Origin of the sequence: Pseudophaeobacter leonis, assembly GCF_002087335.1 — a bacterium.
GTDB lineage: Bacteria > Pseudomonadota > Alphaproteobacteria > Rhodobacterales > Rhodobacteraceae > Pseudophaeobacter > Pseudophaeobacter leonis.
Genome location: NZ_MWVJ01000105.1, coordinates 134683 through 155418, shown reverse-complemented (window position 1 = coordinate 155418; position 20736 = coordinate 134683). Strand labels below are relative to the sequence as shown.

The following is a 20736-nucleotide window of genomic DNA, read 5'->3' as shown; positions in this document are numbered from 1 at the left end:
TGGCGCGCGCCATGGCACAGGCGGTTGCGGCCGGGCGGGCGGGCTTTGGCGCCGACCCGATGCCGCGTCGTGATATGGCGGTGCCCTCCACCCCGGTCCTTGGCCTGGCGAGTTTGACATGAAAGAACACAAACGCATGCAACGCTTTTATCTGATTGTTGGCCATGTTGGTCGGCTGGAGCTTTTGGTGCCGCAGGGGGCGCGGCTGGTGCAGCTCAGGATCAAGGATGAACCCGAGGCCGAGGTTCGCCGCCAGGTTGCGCGCGCCCGCGATTTTTGTGCCGTGCATGGCGCCCAGCTGGTGGTCAATGATCACTGGCAGATCGCCCTCGATCTGAACTGCACCTTCGTGCACCTGGGGCAAGAGGATATGGCGCAGGCGGATTTTGCCGCTCTCAACCGTGCCGGGGTGCGCTATGGGCTGTCCACCCATGATGACGCCGAACTGGACCGCGCCCTGTCGCATGATCCGGCCTATGTTGCCCTTGGCCCGGTCTATCCCACCCTGTTGAAAAAGATGACGTGGGGGCCGCAGGGTCTTGACCGTGTCAGCCGCTGGAAACAGCGCGCGGGCAAGACACCCTTGGTGGCCATCGGCGGGCTGACACCCGAACGCCCGCCCGGTGTCTTTGCCGCCGGGGCCGACAGCGCCGCCGTGGTCACCGACATCCAGCAGGCCCCGGATCCCGAAGCCCGCTGCCGCCTTTTGGCCACGGCCTGCGCCTGATGTCACGCTACGCCCGGCAAATGATCCTGCCCGAGGTCGGCCCGCAGGGTCAGGCCAGACTGGCAAGAGCGCATGTGCTGGTGGTCGGCGCCGGAGGGCTCGGAGCCCCGGTGCTGCAGTATCTCGCCGGGGCCGGCATCGGCGCCATCACCCTGCTGGACCCTGACCGGGTGGACGAGAGCAACCTGCATCGCCAGACGCTATTCACCCTGGCCGACATTGGCCGCCCCAAGGTCGATGCCGCCGCAGACCGCCTCTTGGCCGCCACCCCCGATCTGCAGCTTGTGACCCATGCCGAGGCGCTGACGGCAGAAAATGTCACGCGCTTTCTGGACCCGGTTGATCTGGTGGTAGATGCCGCTGATTCCTTTGCCACATCTTTTATTCTGTCAGATGCCTGTCTGGTGTGTGCGCTGCCACTCGTGGCGGCCTCTGTGCTGGGCCAGCGTGGCTATGTCGGGGGTTTTTGCGGCAGTAGCCCCTCGCTGCGCGCTGTATTTCCGGACCTGCCCGACACGGCTGCCAGCTGTGCCACAGCTGGGGTCATGGGGCCCGTGGTTGGCATGATCGGCGCGCTTCAGGCGCAGATGGCGCTGAAACTGCTGTTGCAACACAGCCCCTCGCCACTGGGTCTGCTGATGCAAATCGACATGGCCAGCCTCAGCCTCAGTAGTTTTCGGTTTGACGCAGCCCCAGAACCAGAGAACGCTTGGCGGTTTATCAGCCCAGCGCTGATCCCTGCGGATGCCCAGGTGATTGATCTGCGTCCCAGTCACGAGGCGCCGCAGTTGGTCACCCCTGACGCCAGACGCATCCTGCCCGATGACCTTATGCGCGCGCCGCTTGATACACAGCGGGCGCTTGTGCTGTGTTGCCGCTCTGGGGTGCGCGCCTGGCGCGCCGCCCGCGCCCTGCAGGCGCATGGCTTTAGCCGGATCGAAATCCTGGCCGCCGGAGACCCCGTATGAGCCGCATTCTGGTGATCGCCGGCACCGACAGCAGCGGTGGCGCAGGTTTGAGCCGCGATATCGCCATGGCTGAAAGCCTGGGCTGCAGCGTCTCGCCCGTGGTGACGGCCGTCACCGTGCAAACCAATACCGCCCTGATCGCCAGCCACCCGGTGCCACCAGAGATCATCGCAGCCCAGATACAGGCCGCCTTTGATGTCTCGGGCGAGATCCCCAAAGCCGTAAAGATTGGCATGATCGGCGCGCCCGAAGCCGCGCTGCATGTGCTGCAGGCTCTGCCAGCGGATGTGCCGGTTGTGCTGGATCCGGTCCTCAAAAGCTCGTCCGGCGGGGTGTTGATGTCTCTTGAGACGCTGGCGCCCCTGCTGCCGCGCATCACCCTGCTCACCCCCAATCTGGAGGAAAGCGCGAGGCTCAGCAACCGTGCGCTGTCCCAGGACATCGGCGCGCTGGAAGAGCAGGCGAACATCCTGCTGGCGACAGGTCTGGGGGCTGTGCTGATAAAGGGGGGCCACGCGACGGGAGAGACCAGTCTGGACCATCTGTTCTGGCGCAGCGGTCATAAGGTCTATGCCGCGCCACGAATTGCCCGCAGCAAACGCGGCACCGGCTGCAGTCTGGCGACGGCAATCACCTGCGGGCTGGCAAAGGGAGAGCCGCTGGAACAGGCCTGTTCCAGCGCAAAACTTCAGCTAGGCCAGTGGTTTGCGAAAGAATAGCCCCGCTACCCCATGGTCAGCCCGACAGGCCCCTCTGGTTAGCCCGACAGGCCTTCTGGCTCACCGCGTCCGACCTGCAACATCGCCAGGGTCTGCAACAACACGGATTTGCTGATGGGTTTTTGCAGGAAATAGTCCATTCCCGCGGCCAGACAGGCGTCGCGGTCGCTGTCAAAGGCATTGGCCGTCAGCGCAATTATCACCGGTTGCACAATATTGAGCGCCCGGATTTCGCGGGTGGCCGCAAGACCATCCAGCTCTGGCATCGACATGTCCATCAAAATGATATCGGGCACCTGTTGCTGACACAGGTCACGGCCTCACGGCCATTTTCGGCCTCTTGCAGCGTAATCCCTAATCCAGACAGATATTTGCGAACCAGCAGGCGGTTGGTCTTGTTGTCTTCCGCCAACAGAATGCGACAGCCAGACAGCGAGGCTGTATCCATCAAAGCCTCAACCTTTGTTGACCGCGCTGTTTCGCTTGCCTTGGCGAGCTGAATTTCCAGCCGAAAGCAGGAGCCGTTTTCTTTCACCATGCACAGATCTATGCCACCGCCCATCCGCTTGGCCAGGATGCTTGAGATTGTCAGCCCCAGCCCTGTGCCGCCAAAGGCCCGGGTAATGGCCGCATCTGCCTGCGAAAAGCGGTCAAAAATACGCGCGGCCTGGCTCTCGGTAATGCCAATGCCTGTGTCTTCAACTTCGATCAAAAGCCGGTAGGCGTCGCCGCCAACGCTGCTGATCTTAACCGAAACGCCGCCTGTGGAGGTGAATTTAACCGCGTTTCCAACCAGGTTCACCAGAATTTGGCGCAGCCGCCCATCATCTCCTGACATGCGCTCTGGCAGGCCCTCCTCAAAGCTGACAGAAATCCACAAGCCCTTGTCACGCGCCTTGGGCCTGAGCAAATTAACCGCCCCTGCAACACAGTTTCGCAGGTCAAAATCCACCGGATTGATCGCGAGCCGGCCTGCCTCAAGACGGGAGAGATCCAGAATATCATTGATAATTTTCAACAGGGCATGCGAGGAATCCTGGATGGTCTCCAGATATTGCCGCTCCTCGGCCCCCAGATCCGATCCTGCCATCAGATCCGCCATGCCCAAAATCCCATTCATCGGCGTGCGGATTTCATGGGACATATTCGCAAGGAATTCAGACTTGGCGCGATCGGCCCGCTCAGCCGAGAGCTTGGCGTCATTCAGCTCATTGTTTCGCTGCAACAAGATAGAGTTCGTCTCGATCAGCTGTTCACGCAGATGCACGTCTCGTGTCACGTCCAGATTGACACCGATCATCCGCAACCATCCATCCGCATCTGCATAGGCCGTTCCCATAGATCGGATATGCCTGATCTCACCACTGGCCAGAACAATGCGGAAGTCGGAAGTGTGGCTGCCGCCCGCATGTGACGCCTTTTTGTATGCGTCCACGGCCTTCTGGCGATCCTCTGGGTGCAGATAGGTCTCCCAGGTCCCGATGGCGACACGGTCGCCAGGGCCGATCCCATAGATCTCGCGCAGGTTCGGATCCCAGATCAATTGGCTGGATTTAGAGTTCAGCTCCCAAATGCCGATTTTGGAAATATCCACCGCGATCTCAAGCCGGTGAGACAGGTCTTCGAGCTGGCGTTCGCGCCGCGTCAGAGTTCCAATCACATCGCGCCGCGCAGCCGACAGCCGCCCCACAGTATAGATCGGGATCACAATCAGTGCTCCGGCAACAAACACCACCAAACGCCAGGGCCAGGGGTTGATCTGCCGGGCCGCCCAGCCCCCTTTTGGCCGGGCTGCAATCTGCCAGCCCCCCACTGGCAAAGGAATATCCAAAACCACGGGGTTATCATTCAAAATCTGTGGGTTACCAAAAAAGTGATCGCCCTCGGCTCCCAGGCCATCCCGCCCCCGAAGGGCCACCTCGATACCAAGATCCGCAGAATTCAGCCCATGCGTGGCATAGAGCGTTTCTGCATTCATGACCAAGGAGAGGATGCCCCAGAACCGACGGCTCTTTCCAGCTCCACTGAACACCGGGAAGCGCCCGATAAAGGCAGTGCCGCCCTGCACCAGTTGCACCGGTCCGGCCAGAACCATCTCACCACTATCACGCACTTTATGGGCCGCGTCCCGCTGGGCATCTGTTTTGTTGTAGTCCAGCCCCAGAGCGGCCTCGTTTCCATGCAAAGGGTAGATCATCGAGATCACCAGGTCCGGCGCCGCCGCGATATGGCTGATACCACTATGGCTGCCGATCACCCGTTCCCCAAGCTGGGTAAACCTTTCCTGGCTCATTTCCGGCTCGGTAGAGATCACAGCAACAAGGCCGCGCACCAGCTGAATATCCGCGCTCAGGGCGCCTTCAAGTCTGGACTGCAACAGGCTTGCCTCGCGCAGAACGTCGACCCGAAGGGACTGATCATGGATGATCTTATTTTGCTTTTCTGAATAATACCCGGCAATAAGCACGATCATAAGTGCCATAAATACAGGAAGATAAGCTCGTATTGACACCCTGCCAGCAGGCTTTGCGAACCAATTTCTCACAGAACTAGCACCATCTCACCCATACCTGGCCTTAACTCATACGCAGCTATACATTGCACCTTTGGGAATGTGACGCAAAGGGGTTCATATTCTCTTAACAACCCTTAGTGCGTACAGAGAAGCGCTCGAGAAAACCTCCAGTGGCGCAGGACGATCTCCTAACACAGACCACAGGTGTTTTTCTGAGTGAATTCCGCATAAAAAACGGCGCCGAAGCCCCGGCAGACAACCGAGGCACCACCGGCAGGCACCACCGGCAGGCAGGACCGGCAAGCAGGACTGGCAGGCAGGACCGGCAGGCAGGACCGGCAGGACCGGGACTGCAGCCGACGGGGCCACTGGTCTTTCGCCACTGCTCTATCGCCACTGGCCTTGTCCGCAGAATTTGAAACCCCGGCGGGTCAGGCCGCTGACATGGCATTTTCGCGGGAGAGACAGCTGCTCCGCTCTTTTGACGCGTGCTGCAACGCCCAGTCCACGAGGCAGTCGAGCTGAGGCGGCAACTCATGTCCCAGATCGCCAGCATAGTCAAAAAATGCCGCGCGGTTCAGCTGGTTGAGCCCCACCAGGACCGGAATTCCCAAAGCCATGGCCTCGCCGATGGTGGCGCGAAAACCGCGTCCCTCGGCTTCGTGTTTGCCAAATTTGTTAACGATCAAGAGATCCGCGCGCCCGCGCAACTCCGCCTCGGTCAGGGCAACCGTTTTCTCCAGTGCCGAAGGATTCAGGCGACAGCCACGCGCGCTCTTGCCCAGAGATTGCGAAATGCGGATCACCGGCCCGCGGGGCAGTACCTGCACATCCATGTCACAGCGGCCTCCCTCAGCCTGATCCGTGTTGATCTGAACCGTCCCACAGGGGGTCAGCCCCGCTTGCATCACACGTTGCGCCAACTGAAACAGGATCATATCCGTGTCACCGCGCCCGGGCGCGCAGGTATAGGCTATCTGCATGGTCTTCACTCCTTTAGTCGGTACACAATGTGAAACTTATTTTAAAAATCAACACGCTAACCTGACACAATCCTTAGATCTGCACCGTGTGAAAAACGGCTCAGGACGCATCAGAACGCTTACCTTTTTCCTGCAGGGGGCGCCTGTGAGGGTCGCCTGTGGGGCCAGGTTGTTTTCGTATCCAGACCGCGCCGCTGCATCATCCGCAGGCGCAGGCTTTGATGGTCACTGTCGCGCAGGCGCAATCGCGCGATGGGCAGGATCACGGCGGTCTCCAGAATAAGATGGCGACGGGCAAACGAGGTGAATCTCGCCAGCAACTGCTGCGCCTCCAAGGTCAGCGGAGCGCTCTGCAGCACCTTGGCAAGCACGCACAGGACCTCAGGCGCACTTTCGCCTGCCTGTTGATGGTCCAGCAGCAGGCGGCTGATCACCCGGTCAATCTCGTCTTCTGGCAGACAACAGCGCCGCATCAGCGGAAACAGGTCTTCTTGCTCATCCGCCAGATGCAGCGGCAGATCCCTTTGCAAAAAATCCACCGCCCGGGCCAACTCTTGCGGTTCCGAGCAGTCGCCCGTAGCAATCCGGTCCAACAGGATACAGACACAGCGTTCGCGCAGAAGGTCTGCGGCGATGAACCCCAGCCCGTCCTTCAGCAAGGCGTGGTCGGGGGCAAGGAGGCAGTCCCCACAAGGGCTGTCGTATCCAGACGGCGCTACCATCCCCTGCCCCCTTCCCTGAACCTCTACACAGTGTTACAAAACGGGTTTCAGATCCGCCCCGGTGATTTCAGCCGTGGCCGCCAGATCCTGCACAAAGCTCTGTGCCGCCCGCGCCCAGGCGGCTTTTTCCATCGCAATGGTGATGGCGCGCCTGGCCGCTTCAAAGGGCAACTCCTTACCTTTGGCCACCGCATCCATGCGGATGATGTGATAGCCATGGCGCGACAGCACGGGCACCGGGCTGATCTCGCCTTCCGCTAGATGATGCAGGAATTTTTCAAATTCAGGCACCGTGTCCCCCGGCCCAAGCTGACCCAGAGCGCCGCCCGCGCTTTTAGAGCCGCAATCGCTGTCAGATTTGGCCAGCGCGATAAAATCTTTCGGTTTTTGCTGCAGCCGCGCGCTCAGTACATTGGCCTTGCGCAGGGCTTTTTCCCTGGCGTCTTTGTCGCGCGGATCACAAGCACACAGGATATGCGAGACCTCCCACAATGGCGGCGAGCGGAACCGCGAAGGGTCACGCAGCCATTCTGCTTTCACCGCATCCTCGCTGGGTGTTTCGGCCTCAACCGAGGCTTCGAGAAGGCCCCGGACCAGGGCCTCCTCATCGGTCTCATAACGCCCCGGCCCAACCTCGGCGGGCTCTGTTTTTAGCGCCCGGCGGCGGGCCTCCTGCAACAGCAGGGTGCGCAGGGCAACCGCATTGGCGGCCTTGCGCCAGGCGATACCCGGTTTGCCGCTCGGGGCTTCGTGGTTCTGTGTCTCGGCCGCAACCACGGCATGAGGCACTGTTTCGCCATTGACGACCAGGTCGGGAAAAAGGCCAGCTTTCATCTGATATACTCCGGCTTATTTACTAGCGGAACGGTTGGGAGCAACCGGTCCGGCACGTGTGGGCAAAGGCGCGCTGCGGCGCGAGCGCACCACCTGATAGCCCGGGCGAAAAAGATAGCGCAGCGGCACCGAGAGCATGTGCACCAGACGGGTGAACGGGAAGACCAGAAAGATGGTCAGCCCCAGAAACAGGTGCAGTTTAAAGATCGGGGCCACATCAGCAATATAGGCCGCAGCCCCCGCCTCGAAGGTAAAGATACCCTGCGCCCAGGCCATGAATTTGGTCATCTCATGGCCGTCCAGATGGCCCAGTGAGGCAAAGATGGTCAACAGCCCCAGCCAGAGCTGCAGCAGCAAGATCGCCAGAATTGCTATATCGGCAAAGCTTGAAGTCTTGCGGATGCGCGGGTCAGTCCAGCGGCGATGAAACAGCATACCGCCGCCGACCAGCGCCATGACGCCTGCAATACCGCCTACGATCACCGCGCCCACCTGTTTGAACCCGTGGCTGACGCCAAGGGCATCAAAGACCCACAGCGGCGTCACAACCCGACGAAATGGCCGACAAAGATGATCAGCACGCCAATGTGAAACAGCACCGAGCCCATGATCAGCTGCTTGCGCCGCAGCATCTGGCTTGAGGAACTTTTCCAGGTGAAGGGGTCGCGTTCATAGCGCGCGATTGACCCGATAACCGCCACCGAAAGGGCGATATAGGGATAGATTCCAAAGAGAAAATTATGCATGAGAGCCTCCGTTATTCAGCCGCCACGCCGGTGGTCGCACCGGGTGCAGGCGTTTGGGGTTCATCCATGCGCGACAGCATATCGCGCACTTGCGGGCAGCCCGCGTTGGGATCGGGACCAAAGAGCACTTCGCTCTCTTCCCAGACCTCGTCCAGCGCCTCCAGATCGTTGGGGTCGACTTCCGGCTGCTCCAGCAGCTCTGCCACCGCAGCCTTGTCGGCCTGCGCCCCTGCGAGCTGTAAAAGAGCTGCGAACACAGCGCCATAGTGGCTTTCGCGACGGGCCAGCCGTTCGCTGAGGGCGCTAAAGATATGGGCTGCGTCCGCTAAAATGTCCTGCGCTTCTGCAAAGGGACGCATCGACAGGAATTCCAGCAAAACAGGCAAATGGTCCGGCAGCTCCGAGGTATGCGGGTCAAACCCGCCATCGCGGTAGGTCTCGACCAGGGAGACCATCGCACCACCGCGATCCCGGCTTTCGCCGTGCACGTGCTCAAACAGGTTGAGGCTGAGAGTGCGCGAGCGGTCAAACAGCATGACGTATTGCTCTTCGAGGTCATAAATGTCGTCACTGCGCAGCGCGTCCACCAGTGGGCGCAATTCGCGCCGCGCGGCAGCCGTCAGCCGGGTATCAGAGGCGAGAACGCCTCCGATTTCAGACATAGCACCCTGCAGCTCCCGGGTGGGGTAGCTCAACAGCAGCGAGATCGCTTTCAGTGTCCGGTCCATTAGCGCAGCTCCTCGGGCATTTTCAGGGGTTTTTTGGCGCCGCCAAATAGCGATCCTTTGCTGATACCGGGCGAGCATCCATTGGTGTCGGTAAAGCCGCATTCGCCGCGCAGATCATAAGCCTCTTCGACCTGCTCGCGGTGGGTGGTTGGGATGACAAAGCGGTCTTCATAATCCGCCAAAGCCATGATTTTATACATGTCTTCGATCATCGCCCCATCTAGGCCAACCTTGGCTGCCACGGCCTCATCGCGCACACCGTCAACGGTTTTGGCCCGCATATACGCACGCATCGCCAGCATGCGTTCCAGCGCCAGTGCCACCGGTTCTTCGTCGCCTGCGGTCAGCATATTGGCAAGGTAGCGCAGCGGGATGCGAAGGTTGCGCACATCGGGCATCGCCCCATCCATGCCAATCGCGCCGGCCTCGGCCGCGTTCTGGATCGGCGACAGCGGCGGGATGTACCCGACCATAGGCAGGGTGCGATATTCCGGGTGCAGCGGGAAGGCCACTTTCCACTCCATCGCCATCTTCCAGATCGGGCTGGCTTGCGCCGATTTGATCCAGTCCTCGGGGATCCCATCGGCGCGGGCCGTTGCAATCACTGCCGGATCATTCGGGTCGAGGAAAACATCCAGCTGCGCGTCATAGAGGTCTGTTTCAGCGGGCGTATTTGCCGCCTGTTCGATCTTATCCGCATCATAAAGCATGACGCCCAGATAGCGGATCCGACCGACGCAGGTTTCCGAGCAGACCGTTGGGTTGCCAGATTCAATCCGGGGATAGCACAGGGTGCATTTCTCGGATTTGCCGCTTTGCCAGTTGTAGTAGATCTTTTTGTAGGGGCAGCCCGAGACACACATCCGCCAGCCGCGGCATTTTTCCTGATCAATCAGCACAATGCCGTCTTCTTCGCGCTTATAAATCGCCCCCGATGGGCAGGCGGCAGCACAGGCCGGGTTCAGGCAATGTTCGCACAGACGCGGCAGATACATCATGAATGTATTCTCGTATTCGCCGTAGATCTCCTTTTGGATGCCCTCAAAATTGTAGTCTTGCGACCGCTTTGCGAACTCGCCACCCAGGATCTCCTCCCAGTTCGGCCCCTTGGTGATCTTCTCCATGCGCTCGCCGGTGATCTTTGAGCGGGGACGCGCGGTGGGAAAGGCCTTGAGCTCGGGGGCCGATTTCAGGTGGTCATAGTCAAAATCAAACGGCTCGTAGTAGTCGTCGATTTCCGGCAGATCCGGGTTGCCAAAGATATTGGCCAGGATGCGCCATTTGCTGCCCTGTTTGGGCTGCAGCTTCCCCGCACGGGTCCGCTCCCAGCCGCCGTTCCAGCGATCCTGATTTTCCCAGTCGGTCGGGTAGCCAGTGCCGGGTTTGGTTTCAACGTTGTTGAACCAGGCGTATTCGACACCGTCGCGGCTGGTCCAGACGTTTTTACAGGTGACGGAGCATGTGTGGCACCCGATGCATTTATCGAGGTTCAGCACCATGCCGATTTGAGCACGTACTCTCATTCTGCTGCCTCCTTCTGGGTTGCTTCCTCGTCGAGCCAGTCGACCTTCTTCATTTTGCGCACCACAACAAATTCATCGCGGTTGGCACCAACAGTTCCATAGTAGTTAAAGCCGTAGGACTGCTGCGCGTAGCCGCCAATCATATGGGTGGGTTTCAGCACCGTCCGAGTCACAGAGTTGTGGATGCCGCCCCGGTTGCCGGTCTTTTCAGAGCCGGGGGTGTTCACGATCTTTTCCTGCGCGTGATACATAAAGGTGGTGCCATCCTTGATCCGCTGCGACACCACCGCCCGCGCCGTGAGGGCACCGTTGGTGTTGTAGAGCTCGATCCAGTCGTTGTCTTTGATGTCCGCCTTTTTGGCATCATTCTCGGACAGCCAGACCACCGGCCCACCCCGGTTCAGCGTCAGCATCAGCAGGTTGTCGGAATAGGTCGAATGGATGCCCCATTTCTGGTGTGGCGTGATAAAGTTCAACACCAGAGTGTCGCCATCGTCCTGCACGTCCCTGGTGATGGTTTTCAGATCCACCGGTGGCCGGTAAGACATGAAACCCTCACCAAAGGCCCGCATCCAGAGGTGATCCTGATAAAGCTGCTGCCGCCCCGTCAGGGTGCGCCATGGGATCAGCTCATGCACGTTGGTGTAGCCGGCATTGTAGCAGACCTTCTCGCTTTCCAGGCCGGACCAGGTCGGAGAGGAGATGATCTTGCGCGGCTGCACGGCGATATCGCGGAAGCGGATCTTTTCGTCTTCTTTGGGGCGCGCCAGATGGGTGTGATCAATGCCCGTAAAGGACGAGAGCGCATCCCAGGCTTTCACCGCCACTTCACCGTTGGTTTCCGGCGCCAGCATCAAAACCACCTCGGTGGCATCAATGTCGGTGACGATCTTGGCGCAGCCCTTGGCCGGGCCTTCCGCCCATTCACCGTTCAGATCACGCAGGTGCTGCACTTCGTGTTCGGTGTTCCAGCCGATGCCTTTTCCGCCATTGCCCAGCTTATCCAAAAGCGGGCCAAGTGCGACAAAGCGGTCGTAGATCTGGGTATAGTCCCGTTCCACCGCAATAAAGTTGGGCGCGGTCTTGCCGGGGATCAGGTCGCATTCGCCCTTTTTCCAGTCCTTGACCTGATCCTGCGCCAGCTCCGCCGGGGTGTCATGCAACAAAGGCAGCGCGACAATATCGGTTTCCTGACCCAGAACTTCGGGGGCAACCTCCTGCACCTTTTTGGCGATGGCCTTAAAGATCTCCCAGTCGGATTTGCTCTCATAGGCCGGATCCACTGCCGCCTGCAGCGGGTGGATGAACGGGTGCATATCCGAGGTGTTGAGGTCGTTCTTCTCGTACCATGAGGCCGTTGGCAGCACGATATCGGAATAGACCGCCGTGGTGCTCATGCGGAAGTCAATGGTGACCAGCAGATCGAGTTTGCCACGGGGGCCTTCCTCGTGCCATTTGGCTTCTTTCGGCAGCTGGCGCCCCTCTTCGCCAAGATCCTTGCCCATGACGCCATGGTCAGTTCCCAAGAGGTGCTTGAGGAAGTATTCATGGCCCTTGCCGGAAGAGCCCAGCAGGTTGGAGCGCCAGATATAAAGGTTGCGCGGCCAGTTTTCCGGTGCATCCGGATCCTCGCACGACATTTCCAATGTGCCCGATTTCAGCTGCTCGGCCACAAAGCTGGCAACGTCCTTGCCTGCGGCTTTGGCCTGTTTTGCCACCTCCAGCGGGTTGGTCTTTAGCTGGGGTGCCGATGGCAGCCAGCCCATACGCTCAGCCCGCACGTTATAGTCGATGAGGTTGATGTCCCAGTCGCCTTTGGGGGCGGTGGGCGACAGGATCTCATCGGCCTCAAGGGTTTCATAGCGCCACTGATCAGAGTGGGCATACCAGGCCGAGGTGGAGTTCATGTGACGCGGTGGGCGGCCCCAGTCCAGCGCAAAGGCCAGCGGCTGCCAGCCGGTTTGCGGCCGCAGTTTCTCTTGCCCGACATAATGCGCCCAGCCTCCGCCGGACTGGCCGACACAGCCACACATGACCAGCATGTTGATGACTGCCCGGTAGTTCATATCCATATGGTACCAGTGGTTCATCGCAGCGCCGATGATGATCATGGATTTGCCTTCGGTCTTCTCAGCGTTCTGGGCAAACTCACGGGCGACATGGATGATCTTGTCGCGCGACACACCGGTGATCTTCTCGGCCCAGGCCGGGGTGCCGGGCATCTCGTCGTCATAGTCTTTGGCAACCCAGTCACCGCCCAGATTGCGGTCCAGCCCGTAGTTGGCGCAGTAGAGATCAAACACCGTGGTGACCTTGACCTCACCATCAGCGGTCTGGATTGTTTTCACCGGAATATTGCGGGTCAGAACATCAGGGTGATCCGCATCTGTCGCAAAGGCTTCGGTGGCTTCGCCGCCAAAGTAGGGGAAATCCACAGCCACAACATCGTCGTGATCTTCCTCCAGGATCAGCGTCATTTTCAGGCGGGTGTCAGCCTCTTTGGCTTTTTCCTGCAGGTTCCATTCGCCGTCTTCGCCCCAGCGATAGCCGATCGAGCCATTGGGCGCGACCAGACCACCGCTCTCTTCGTCCCAGGCGATGGTTTTCCACTCGGGGTTATTGTCTTCGCCCAGCTTACCATCCAGATCATCCGCCCGCAGGAAGCGGCCCGGAATGAGGCGGCCGTCTTTTTCGTCCAGCTTTACCAGCATGGGAAAGTCGGAATATTTGCGGCAGTAGTCTTCAAAATACTCGGCCTGCCGGTCCAGGTGGAATTCGCGCAGGATGACGTGGCCAAAGGCCATGCCCAATGCGGCGTCGGTGCCCTGTTTGACGTTGAGCCAGACATCGCCAAATTTGGCTGCCTCGGAATAGTCGGGGCAGATGACGGCGGATTTGGTGCCGCGATAGCGGGCTTCGGTGTAGAAATGCGCATCCGGCGTCCGGGTTTGCGGCACATTGGAGCCCCAGAGCAGCAGGTAGCCTGCATTGAACCAGTCGGCAGATTCAGGCACGTCTGTCTGCTCACCCCAGATCATCGGCGAGGCGGGCGGCAGATCGCAGTACCAGTCGTAGAACGACATGCACACACCACCCATCAGCGTCAGGAACCGCGAGCCGGCCGCATAAGAGATCATCGACATCGCCGGGATCGGTGAGAAGCCAAAGGTCCGGTCGGGGCCGTAGGTCTTGGTGGTATAAAGGTTGGCCGCCGCCGTGATCTCGGTGGCCTCGTCCCAGGTGGCGCGCACAAAGCCCCCCAGACCGCGGGTCTCTATTAAGACGCCCGCAGGATCGGGTCGTTCTGCAGCTTGGTCCAGGCGTCAATGGGGCTCATGGTGGCGCGCATCTTGCGCCAGATCTTCATCAGACGGCCGCGCACCAGCGGGTTTTTCACCCGGTTGGCAGAATAGAGATACCAGCTGTAGCTGGCACCCCGGGCGCAGCCGCGTGGCTCGTGGTTGGGCAGATCGGGACGGGTGCGCGGATAGCCTGTCTGCTGCGTTTCCCAGGCCACGATGCCGGATTTCACATAGATCTTCCAGGAACAGGACCCGGTACAGTTCACCCCATGGGTCGAGCGCACCACTTTGTCGTGGCGCCAGCGATTGCGGTAGGTGTCTTCCCAGTCGCGATTTTCGCGGGTGACCTGGCCGTGGCCGTTGGAGAAGGTTTCAAGTTCTTTGGACTGAAGGAAGTTTAGCCTGTCGAGCAGATGGCTCATGGGGTTTCTCCTTGAGGTAGCGGGAAAGTGCGGACGTTTGGCGGGCGGGCCCCGGCCAGCCAGTGGTCAGCCGGTGGTCAGCTGGTGGCCGGGGTGTGCGGGCTAGGGTCTCATCAGGGGTTCTTGATGTAGGCGCCGGGGCGCAGGTAGAACCACCAGTTGATCGCGATGCAGACCGCATAGAACACGGCAAAACCGTAAAGCGCGTACTCAGGGGTTCCGGCTTTCATCTGCTCGCCAAACACCTTGGGGATAATGAAGGCGCCATAGGCTGCGACTGCTGCGGTCCAGCCCAGAACCGGGCCAGCCTGCTCTTTGTTGAAGGCAAAGGCGATGGTGCGGAAGGTGGACCCATTGCCAATGCCAGTGGCGGCAAACAAGATCAGGAATAGGCCGAGGAAAGGCACAAAATACTGCTCTGGCGTGGCCGAGGAATAGGCTTTTTGGATGTAGTAGGCGACGCCCAGCGCCGAGCCCACCATGACAAAGGAGATCCACTGGGTCACCCGGGCACCGCCCAGTTTATCGGCAATCATGCCGCCCACGGGCCGGATCAGCGCACCGATAAAGGTGCCCATCCAGGCAAACATAAGGGCTGAGGGTCCATTGGCGTTTACGGTGTCATGGGTCAGCACTCCGTCCACCATCAGGTGCTGAAAGCCAAAGACCACCTTGATGGTCAGCCGCCAGCGCCGCCGAATAGCCGATGAACGAACCAAAGGTCATGGTGTAGATCACGGTCATCGCCCAGGTGTGTTTGTTGACAAAGATCCTGTACTGGCGTGTCAGGTTCTGACCGATCTGACCGGGGATCAGTTTCAGCAAGAACACTGTCAGCGCAATCACGATCGGCAGCACCAGCCATTTGGAGACCATGAAACCAGAGCCGCCAACCTTGGCCGGCAGCATCAGCCACAGCCCAAAGGCGGCGGTCACAAAGCCAATGAGCAGCATAAAGGTGATGGTGGAAAAGGCACCAACAGGGCTGGGAATGTCGGGGCTGACATCTTCGTCGCGGATGTTGTTCATGCCGAACCATCCGGCAAAGGCCAGCGGAATAAGCAGCAGCAACCAGACGTAGCCTGCGTTGTGGATATAGGTCTCGGTGCCCGCAGGGATCTTGCCGATCAGGGTGCCCGAGGTGTTCTCCAGGATCATCGGATCACCACCAAACAGGCCAAAGGTCATCACCAGCGGGATCACGATCTGCATGGTGGTCACACCAAAGTTGCCCAGACCCGCATTCATGCCCAGCGCATAGCCCTGGATTTTCTTTGGATAAAAAAACGAGATATTGGACATCGAGCTGGAGAAGTTACCGCCACCGATACCCGAGAGGAACGCCAGGATCTGGAACTGCCAAAGAGGCGTGTTGGGGTTTTGCAGCGCAATACCGGCCCCCACGGCGGGGATCATCAGCAAGGCGGTGGTAAAGAAGATGGTGTTTCGCCCCCCGGCAATGCGAATAAAGAACGTCGAGGGGATCCGCAGCGTCGCTCCGGTCAGGCCGGCAATGGCGGCCAGGGTAAACAGCTCGGATTTTTCAAAGGCAAAGCCGAGGTTGATCATCTGCACGGTGATGATGCCCCAATAGAGCCAGACCGCAAAACCGCAGAGCAGCGACGGGATCGAGATCCACAGGTTGCGGGTGGCGATGGCTTTCCCGGTTGAGGCCCAATAGCTCTCGTCCTCCGGGGTATAATTTCTCAGGTCTTGTCCCACGTTTTTCCTCCTCGTGATGAGGTTGCGGCAGGCCAGAGATGGCCCACCAGTTTAGACTTTAAGATTTTGTTGCGTCGGGGTGCTTGGCGTTCCACTCTTCGACCACCGCTACCGACTGGGCCAGCGCGGTATTGGCGCGCTGTGCCCGCAGGCGCAGACTGTCCAGATGGGCGTGCTCCAGATTGGCGCGTTCTTCTTCTTCCTGCGCCTCAGTAAAGCGGACAAAGAAGGCCAGAACCGAGGCGCAGGCAACAGTGACACCGATGACAAAGAAGACATCAGGCCACTCCATCGAGCCCTTGAACAAAAAGCCCGCAGCCACCGCACCAGCGTTGCCACCAGCGCCAACCACGCCTGCAACGGCGCCAAGGGCCTTTTTGTTGATGAAGGGAACCACCGAATAGGTCGCGCCTTCGGCCATCTGGGTGAACAGCGAAAAGATGATCAGCATCGGCAGCGCCAGGAACAGCACCTGCATCTGACTGAACACCATCAGCGCACAGCCCTCGCCCAACAGCACAACAAACAACCAGAACTGCGGCCCTTGAGGCCCCACAAGGCGCCGAAGTTGTCGCCAAAGATGCCGCCCAGGGTGCGGGCAAAGATGTTCATCAGGCCGAATGAGGCCGCAACACCCCCCGCAGCCCCCAGGCTGAGATCGAAGTAGTCATAGAAATAGAGCGCCGCGACATTGTTGACCGTGAGCTCAATGCCAAAGCAGGAGCCGTAGATCAGGAACAACACCCAGACGCGGTAGTCAGTCATGGCGCGGAAATAATCGCCGGTCACCGACTTTTTCGGCGGCAGCAGGTTTTTCTCACGCAGCTCTTTAAAATTCCCGTCCGGTGCATCCTGGGTGAGAAAGTAGTAGGCAATGCCAACCACAAAGATCACGCAGCCCACGACCATCATCGACAGGCGCCAGCCAACGGCCTCGGAAAAGCCAAAGCCAACCACAAAGACCGAAAACACCATCGGCATCGCGAACTGGGTGACCCCGCCGCCAAGGTTGCCCCAGCCGGCCGAGGTCGCATTGGCTGTGCCCACCACATTGGGGGCAAACATCACGGTGGTATGATACTGGGTGATCACAAAGGCGGCGCCGATGACGCCGATCAGCAAGCGAAAGAACAGAAAGGTCTCAAAACTGTCCGCCAGGCCAATACCGGCCACCGGAAAGGCGCCAAAGATCAGCAGATAGGTATAGGAAAGCCTTGGACCGATCCGGTCACAGAGCCAGCCAATAAAGAAACGGGCAAAGACCGTCACCGCCACCGAGGCGATGATCGACCAGCCCACTTGTGATTTGGTCAGTTGCAGCTCGTCGCGCACGATGATCATCAAAGGCGCGATGCCGAACCAGGCAAAAAAGCACGAGAAAAAGGCGAACCACGTCATGTGGAATGTCCGGATTTGAACCATCCGGACATTGAAGAAATTTCGCCAGAGGCTTGTCGCCTTGTTTTGAATTTCCATCGGTGTCCCTCCGAATTTTACGAAACACCCGCTTAGGCGAGCTTTGGGAGAGACCTGCGCCCTTATTGATCCAGCCAGTTTGATCCAGATCATAAAACGGAGAAAAATCATTCAAAATAAATGGGTTACAGACTTATGTCACGTCTCTCCCTTCTGAAAGTCAAAGCCAGCCCAGGCATGGATCAAGCTAGGAGTTGACATTTATCAAGTGGATGCGCGATCAACATGCGAACGACTTCTCAGCTGGTGACGCTAGGTATGCCCGATTCAGATCTCTACAACATCCGGGACCTGCACCTGTTTTCCGCTATGGAAGATGAGCATTTCCAACAGCTGCTGCGCGCCTCTGATGTGCAGAACTTCCCCCCTCAGATTGAGCTGATGTCCGAAGGCGACCCCAGCGACTTTTTGCACATTCTGCTGTCGGGGTCGGTGGATCTGTTTTCCAGCTGGAACGAGCGGGAAACCAGCATGGCAACAGTGCGCCCGGTCTCGACCTTTATTCTGGCCGCCACCATCAAGGACGCGCCCTATCTGATGTCAGCGCGCACCATGGAGAAAAGTCGCATCGCCCTTATTCCCAGCCAGGATGTGCGCGAGGTGTTTGACAAGGACAGCCAGTTCGCCCGCGCCCTCGTCGGAGAGTTGGCGCAGTGTTATCGCGGCGTGATCAAGAACACCAAAGACCTCAAGCTGCGCACCTCTCTGGAACGGCTGGCAAACTATCTGTTGCGCCTGCAGGCCCGCACCGGTGGCGCGCAAACCTTCACTCTGGACGCCGAAAAGCGCCGCCTGGCCTCGGTGCTGGGCATGACCTCAGAAAACCTCAGCCGCGCCTTCAAAAGCCTGCAGCCCTATGGTGTCACCGTAAAGGGCAGGCAGATCACCATCAGCAATCAGCAGGATCTTGAGGGTTTTGCCAAACCCAATCCGCTGATCGACCGCCGCTAGATCCGGCTGCTTACAGCGCACGGAAGCCGCAGGTCGCGGCCAGAGCCGCTAGCTGCGCCGGATTTCCAGTCTTGCCCGCAGTCCCCGCGCGCCGCGCTCAAAGCGCAGGCGGCCGCCATGCTGCTCGGCCACGGTGGCGACAATGGTCAGCCCCAGACCAAACCCGTCGATTGCGGTACTGTTGGCACCGCGCTGAAACGGCGCCAGCACCGCCTCGATCTCTGCAACAGTCAGCTCGGAGCCCTCGTCCTGTACCGTAATGACGGCGCTCTGCGAGGTCGCCTCCAGCCGCACCTCGGCGCGGCGACCATATTTCAGGGCATTGTCCCCCAGATGGGTCAGCGCACGTTGCAACAGGATGGGGCGTGCGGTGCCCACCACCCGCCCCGCATCCGGCAAACCCGCCTGTGCTGCCTGACCTGCCTGCGCTGCCTGACCTGCCTGCGCTGCCTGTCCCGTCTGTGCTGCCTGTGCAGTCTGCCCGGCACGCGCGGAAAACAGCGACTGCGCCCCCGGAACCCCCTCGGGTCGCCAGGGCAGATAGGTCACCGGTTTGCCGAGATCCTGATAATCCGCCACCAGTGACTCTACCAGCGCCGAGAGCGAAATCTGGCGCGGCACCTCCAGGCTCAGCTCGGAACGGGGATAGGTCAGCACGCTTTCGATCATGCCGGTCATGCTGTCGATATCCGCCTCAAGCCTGTGCCGCAGTTCCCTGTCCTGGATCAGGGCGGCGCGCAGCCGCAGGCGCGTGGCAGGGGTGCCAAGATCATGGCTGACCCCAGAGAGAACCGTTGCCCGCTTGGCGATCTGCTCCCGGGCCCCCGCAAGATGCGCGTTCACCGCCGTCACGATATCGCGCAGCTCTGGGGGGCCGTGGGTGGAATAGCTGTCAGGCCCCCCAACCGAGCGCCGCTGCCGCAGCAGCTCGGCAAACGCGCCAAAGCGCGCGGTGACCTCAGCGCTTTGGCTCAACGCGATGGCCAGCCCCAGCGCCGCCAGCAGGACCGCAGGCAAACGCAGATCGCGCGGGGACGCAGCACAGCCCCAGAGCTCTGCGCCCTCAATCTGTTGCCATGGCGCCTCGCCCAGATGGGCAAAGACGATGGCGTTACTGCAATAGGTCGCCAACAGCCGGGTCACCGCGCCCAGTTTTTCAGCCGCAGTTTGCAAGGCGGCGGTCTCAAGATCTGCAACCGCATAGCGGCGACTGTCGGACAGGATCACCAAACGCAGCGCCGTGCCGCCCAGCATGGTCTCCCCCGGTGTCCCCACCATGTTCCCCCCTGTAGTCCCTGGCCCGACACCCGGTCTCACCCGGCCTGCTGTGTTCAGCCCGGCCGTCTGGATTGAGACCTCGGTCACAAACCCCGGCCCCCGCATGTCAGCCTGTTCGCGGATCCATTGTGCCACGCTCTGCGACTGTTCTGGCCCAGAGGCCGCCGGCAGCAGCACACCCGTCAGCCCTGCAGGCAGCGGCGCCTCTCCCTGCAGGGAGTGATACAACAAGACCCCCGCCATCTGATTGCGCAGCAGATGCTCCTGCCAGACCCGGGTTGAGTGCAGCCAAAGGGCCGCGCTCAAAACCCCAAGCCCAAAGCCTGCGAGGATCCAGACACGCGCCAGCGTCTTGAGATTAAGCCCGCGCCTCACTCTGTCGGCTCCTCGCTGACATCAATCGCCAGCACATAGCCAATGCCGCGGGCTGTCCGCAGCAACTGCGGCTCCTTCGGGTCGCTCTCGATTTTAGAGCGCAGCCGCCCCACCAGCATGTCGATCGCCCGCCCCGAGCCTTCGCCCTCGGCCACAGGACCAGTGGCATGGTTTTCCTGCAGCCCGGCCTGGATTTCTTCGCGCTGCAACGGAATATGCGGGTTGGCCAAAAACACCTTGAGCAGGCTGGTCTCGCGCTGCGACAGCGCCACCTGAAACCCCTGCGGCGACAGCACCTCGTCGCGTTTGCCGTCATAGGTCCAGCCGCCAAAGCGAAACAGCGCCAGACGGCGGCGGTACACCAGCGAGGCGCTGCGACTGGCGCGTTGTAACACTGCCCTCAGGCGGGCCAGCAACAGCTCGGGGTTGAAGGGCTTGGCGATATAGTCGTCGGCGCCAACCTCATAGCCGGCCATGCGCTGATGATCCTGCGACAGCGCTGACACCAGGATGATCGGCACATCCTGCTCAGCCCGCAGCCGGGCGCAGATCTCGACCCCGTTCTCTGATCCCAGCATCACATCCAGCAAGATCAGATCCACCCGTCCCGCCTGCATATGGCTGCGAATCTCGGCCTCGCTTTCGGCGGGCAGCGCGATAAAGCCGTTTTGCTGTAGAAACTGCGTCAGCATGCTGCGGGTTTCTGCATCGTCATCGACCACCAAAAGCCGGGGAATCGCCATAT

At 60.1% G+C, this 20736-nt stretch carries 17 protein-coding genes and 3 pseudogenes; 5 read left to right on the top strand and 15 right to left on the bottom strand.

The features are described 5' to 3' along the window. From B4968_RS23260 to thiD, 4 genes and pseudogenes are all read left to right on the top strand, one after another. Window positions 1-122 (top strand): annotated as a pseudogene (locus B4968_RS23260) (thiazole synthase); the annotation flags it as partial. Window positions 123-136: 14 nt separating this feature from the next. Then, window positions 137-727 (top strand): thiamine phosphate synthase, encoded by a 591-nt coding sequence (locus B4968_RS20180; RefSeq protein ID WP_083101074.1) that lies wholly within the window; start codon window positions 137-139, stop codon window positions 725-727. Beyond that, on the top strand, window positions 727-1695 hold the full coding sequence (locus B4968_RS20175) for a HesA/MoeB/ThiF family protein (RefSeq protein WP_083101066.1): 969 nt from the start codon (window positions 727-729) through the stop codon (window positions 1693-1695). Before B4968_RS20180 ends, B4968_RS20175 begins: the two co-directional genes overlap by 1 nt. Further along, window positions 1692-2414: a bifunctional hydroxymethylpyrimidine kinase/phosphomethylpyrimidine kinase gene (thiD, locus tag B4968_RS20170; protein WP_083101065.1), complete on the top strand. Its 723-nt coding sequence runs from the start codon at window positions 1692-1694 to the stop codon at window positions 2412-2414. The genes B4968_RS20175 and thiD overlap by 4 nt, the downstream gene beginning before the upstream one ends. A 38-nt stretch (window positions 2415-2452) precedes the next feature. On the opposite strand, the gene B4968_RS25940 is transcribed toward thiD, so the two are convergent. The 13 genes and pseudogenes from B4968_RS25940 to B4968_RS24860 form a co-directional block, all read right to left on the bottom strand. Beyond that, window positions 2453-2710 carry a response regulator gene (locus tag B4968_RS25940; RefSeq protein WP_338153320.1) on the bottom strand — a complete coding sequence of 86 codons (258 nt, stop codon included), beginning with the start codon at window positions 2708-2710 and terminating at the stop codon, window positions 2453-2455. Continuing rightward, complete coding sequence (locus B4968_RS20165) at window positions 2692-4896, bottom strand: ATP-binding protein (RefSeq protein ID WP_338153319.1); 2205 nt, start codon at window positions 4894-4896, stop codon at window positions 2692-2694. The genes B4968_RS25940 and B4968_RS20165 overlap by 19 nt, the downstream gene beginning before the upstream one ends. Before the next feature lie 464 nt (window positions 4897-5360). Then, window positions 5361-5912 (bottom strand): DUF2478 domain-containing protein, encoded by a 552-nt coding sequence (locus tag B4968_RS20160; protein WP_083101064.1) that lies wholly within the window; start codon window positions 5910-5912, stop codon window positions 5361-5363. A 119-nt stretch (window positions 5913-6031) separates the two neighbouring features. Next, complete coding sequence (locus B4968_RS20155; RefSeq protein WP_083101063.1) at window positions 6032-6634, bottom strand: hemerythrin domain-containing protein; 603 nt, start codon at window positions 6632-6634, stop codon at window positions 6032-6034. A 33-nt stretch (window positions 6635-6667) separates the two neighbouring features. Continuing rightward, window positions 6668-7468 carry a peptidylprolyl isomerase gene (locus B4968_RS20150; protein WP_083101062.1) on the bottom strand — a complete coding sequence of 267 codons (801 nt, stop codon included), beginning with the start codon at window positions 7466-7468 and terminating at the stop codon, window positions 6668-6670. Between the two features lie 15 nt (window positions 7469-7483). Further along, window positions 7484-8214: pseudogene (gene narI / locus B4968_RS20145) on the bottom strand (respiratory nitrate reductase subunit gamma). A gap of 11 nt (window positions 8215-8225) precedes the next feature. After that, window positions 8226-8942, bottom strand: a complete 717-nt coding sequence (gene narJ / locus B4968_RS20140; RefSeq protein ID WP_083101061.1) for a nitrate reductase molybdenum cofactor assembly chaperone — start codon at window positions 8940-8942, stop codon at window positions 8226-8228. Further along, window positions 8942-10465 (bottom strand): nitrate reductase subunit beta, encoded by a 1524-nt coding sequence (narH, locus tag B4968_RS20135; RefSeq protein ID WP_083101060.1) that lies wholly within the window; start codon window positions 10463-10465, stop codon window positions 8942-8944. The genes narJ and narH overlap by 1 nt, the downstream gene beginning before the upstream one ends. After that, window positions 10462-14189, bottom strand: a pseudogene (locus tag B4968_RS20130) (nitrate reductase subunit alpha). Before B4968_RS20130 ends, narH begins: the two are co-directional and overlap by 4 nt. A 113-nt stretch (window positions 14190-14302) precedes the next feature. Then, window positions 14303-14836: an MFS transporter gene (locus B4968_RS24870; protein ID WP_241525878.1), complete on the bottom strand. Its 534-nt coding sequence runs from the start codon at window positions 14834-14836 to the stop codon at window positions 14303-14305. After that, window positions 14811-15911 (bottom strand): MFS transporter, encoded by a 1101-nt coding sequence (locus B4968_RS20125; RefSeq protein WP_241525877.1) that lies wholly within the window; start codon window positions 15909-15911, stop codon window positions 14811-14813. The genes B4968_RS24870 and B4968_RS20125 overlap by 26 nt, the downstream gene beginning before the upstream one ends. Before the next feature lie 58 nt (window positions 15912-15969). After that, window positions 15970-16404: a hypothetical protein gene (locus B4968_RS24865; RefSeq protein ID WP_241525876.1), complete on the bottom strand. Its 435-nt coding sequence runs from the start codon at window positions 16402-16404 to the stop codon at window positions 15970-15972. Further along, window positions 16404-17309, bottom strand: coding sequence for an MFS transporter (locus tag B4968_RS24860; protein ID WP_241525875.1), 906 nt, complete (start codon window positions 17307-17309; stop codon window positions 16404-16406). The genes B4968_RS24865 and B4968_RS24860 overlap by 1 nt, the downstream gene beginning before the upstream one ends. 336 nt (window positions 17310-17645) lie before the next feature. On the opposite strand from B4968_RS24860, the gene B4968_RS20115 reads away from it, so the two are divergent. Continuing rightward, entirely contained in the window at window positions 17646-18338 is a 693-nt protein-coding gene (locus tag B4968_RS20115) for a helix-turn-helix domain-containing protein (RefSeq protein WP_083101059.1), read from the top strand. A 48-nt stretch (window positions 18339-18386) separates the two neighbouring features. Here B4968_RS20115 and B4968_RS20110 read toward each other — a convergent pair whose 3' ends face one another. Together B4968_RS20110 and B4968_RS20105 are read right to left on the bottom strand one after the other, a co-directional pair. Further along, window positions 18387-19991 (bottom strand): sensor histidine kinase, encoded by a 1605-nt coding sequence (locus B4968_RS20110; RefSeq protein ID WP_083101058.1) that lies wholly within the window; start codon window positions 19989-19991, stop codon window positions 18387-18389. Next, window positions 19988-20734, bottom strand: coding sequence for a response regulator transcription factor (locus B4968_RS20105; protein ID WP_083101057.1), 747 nt, complete (start codon window positions 20732-20734; stop codon window positions 19988-19990). The genes B4968_RS20110 and B4968_RS20105 overlap by 4 nt, the downstream gene beginning before the upstream one ends. Between the last annotated feature and the right edge of the window lie 2 nt (window positions 20735-20736).

What these genes read in the sequence shown, in the direction of transcription:
- B4968_RS20150 (WP_083101062.1), bottom strand. Translation starts at nt 7,468, where the DNA reads ATGAAAGCTGGCCTTTTTCCCGACCTGGTCGTCAATGGCGAAACAGTG.
- B4968_RS24860 (WP_241525875.1), bottom strand. Translation starts at nt 17,309, where the DNA reads ATGACGTGGTTCGCCTTTTTCTCGTGCTTTTTTGCCTGGTTCGGCATC.
- B4968_RS24870 (WP_241525878.1), bottom strand. Translation starts at nt 14,836, where the DNA reads ATGGTGGACGGAGTGCTGACCCATGACACCGTAAACGCCAATGGACCC.
- B4968_RS20105 (WP_083101057.1), bottom strand. Translation starts at nt 20,734, where the DNA reads ATGGCGATTCCCCGGCTTTTGGTGGTCGATGACGATGCAGAAACCCGC.
- B4968_RS20175 (WP_083101066.1), top strand. Translation starts at nt 727, where the DNA reads ATGTCACGCTACGCCCGGCAAATGATCCTGCCCGAGGTCGGCCCGCAG.
- B4968_RS20165 (WP_338153319.1), bottom strand. Translation starts at nt 4,896, where the DNA reads ATGGCACTTATGATCGTGCTTATTGCCGGGTATTATTCAGAAAAGCAA.
- B4968_RS20180 (WP_083101074.1), top strand. Translation starts at nt 137, where the DNA reads ATGCAACGCTTTTATCTGATTGTTGGCCATGTTGGTCGGCTGGAGCTT.
- B4968_RS20155 (WP_083101063.1), bottom strand. Translation starts at nt 6,634, where the DNA reads ATGGTAGCGCCGTCTGGATACGACAGCCCTTGTGGGGACTGCCTCCTT.
- narJ (WP_083101061.1), bottom strand. Translation starts at nt 8,942, where the DNA reads ATGGACCGGACACTGAAAGCGATCTCGCTGCTGTTGAGCTACCCCACC.
- B4968_RS20160 (WP_083101064.1), bottom strand. Translation starts at nt 5,912, where the DNA reads ATGCAGATAGCCTATACCTGCGCGCCCGGGCGCGGTGACACGGATATG.
- narH (WP_083101060.1), bottom strand. Translation starts at nt 10,465, where the DNA reads ATGAGAGTACGTGCTCAAATCGGCATGGTGCTGAACCTCGATAAATGC.
- thiD (WP_083101065.1), top strand. Translation starts at nt 1,692, where the DNA reads ATGAGCCGCATTCTGGTGATCGCCGGCACCGACAGCAGCGGTGGCGCA.
- B4968_RS20115 (WP_083101059.1), top strand. Translation starts at nt 17,646, where the DNA reads ATGCCCGATTCAGATCTCTACAACATCCGGGACCTGCACCTGTTTTCC.
- B4968_RS24865 (WP_241525876.1), bottom strand. Translation starts at nt 16,404, where the DNA reads ATGGTGTTCAGTCAGATGCAGGTGCTGTTCCTGGCGCTGCCGATGCTG.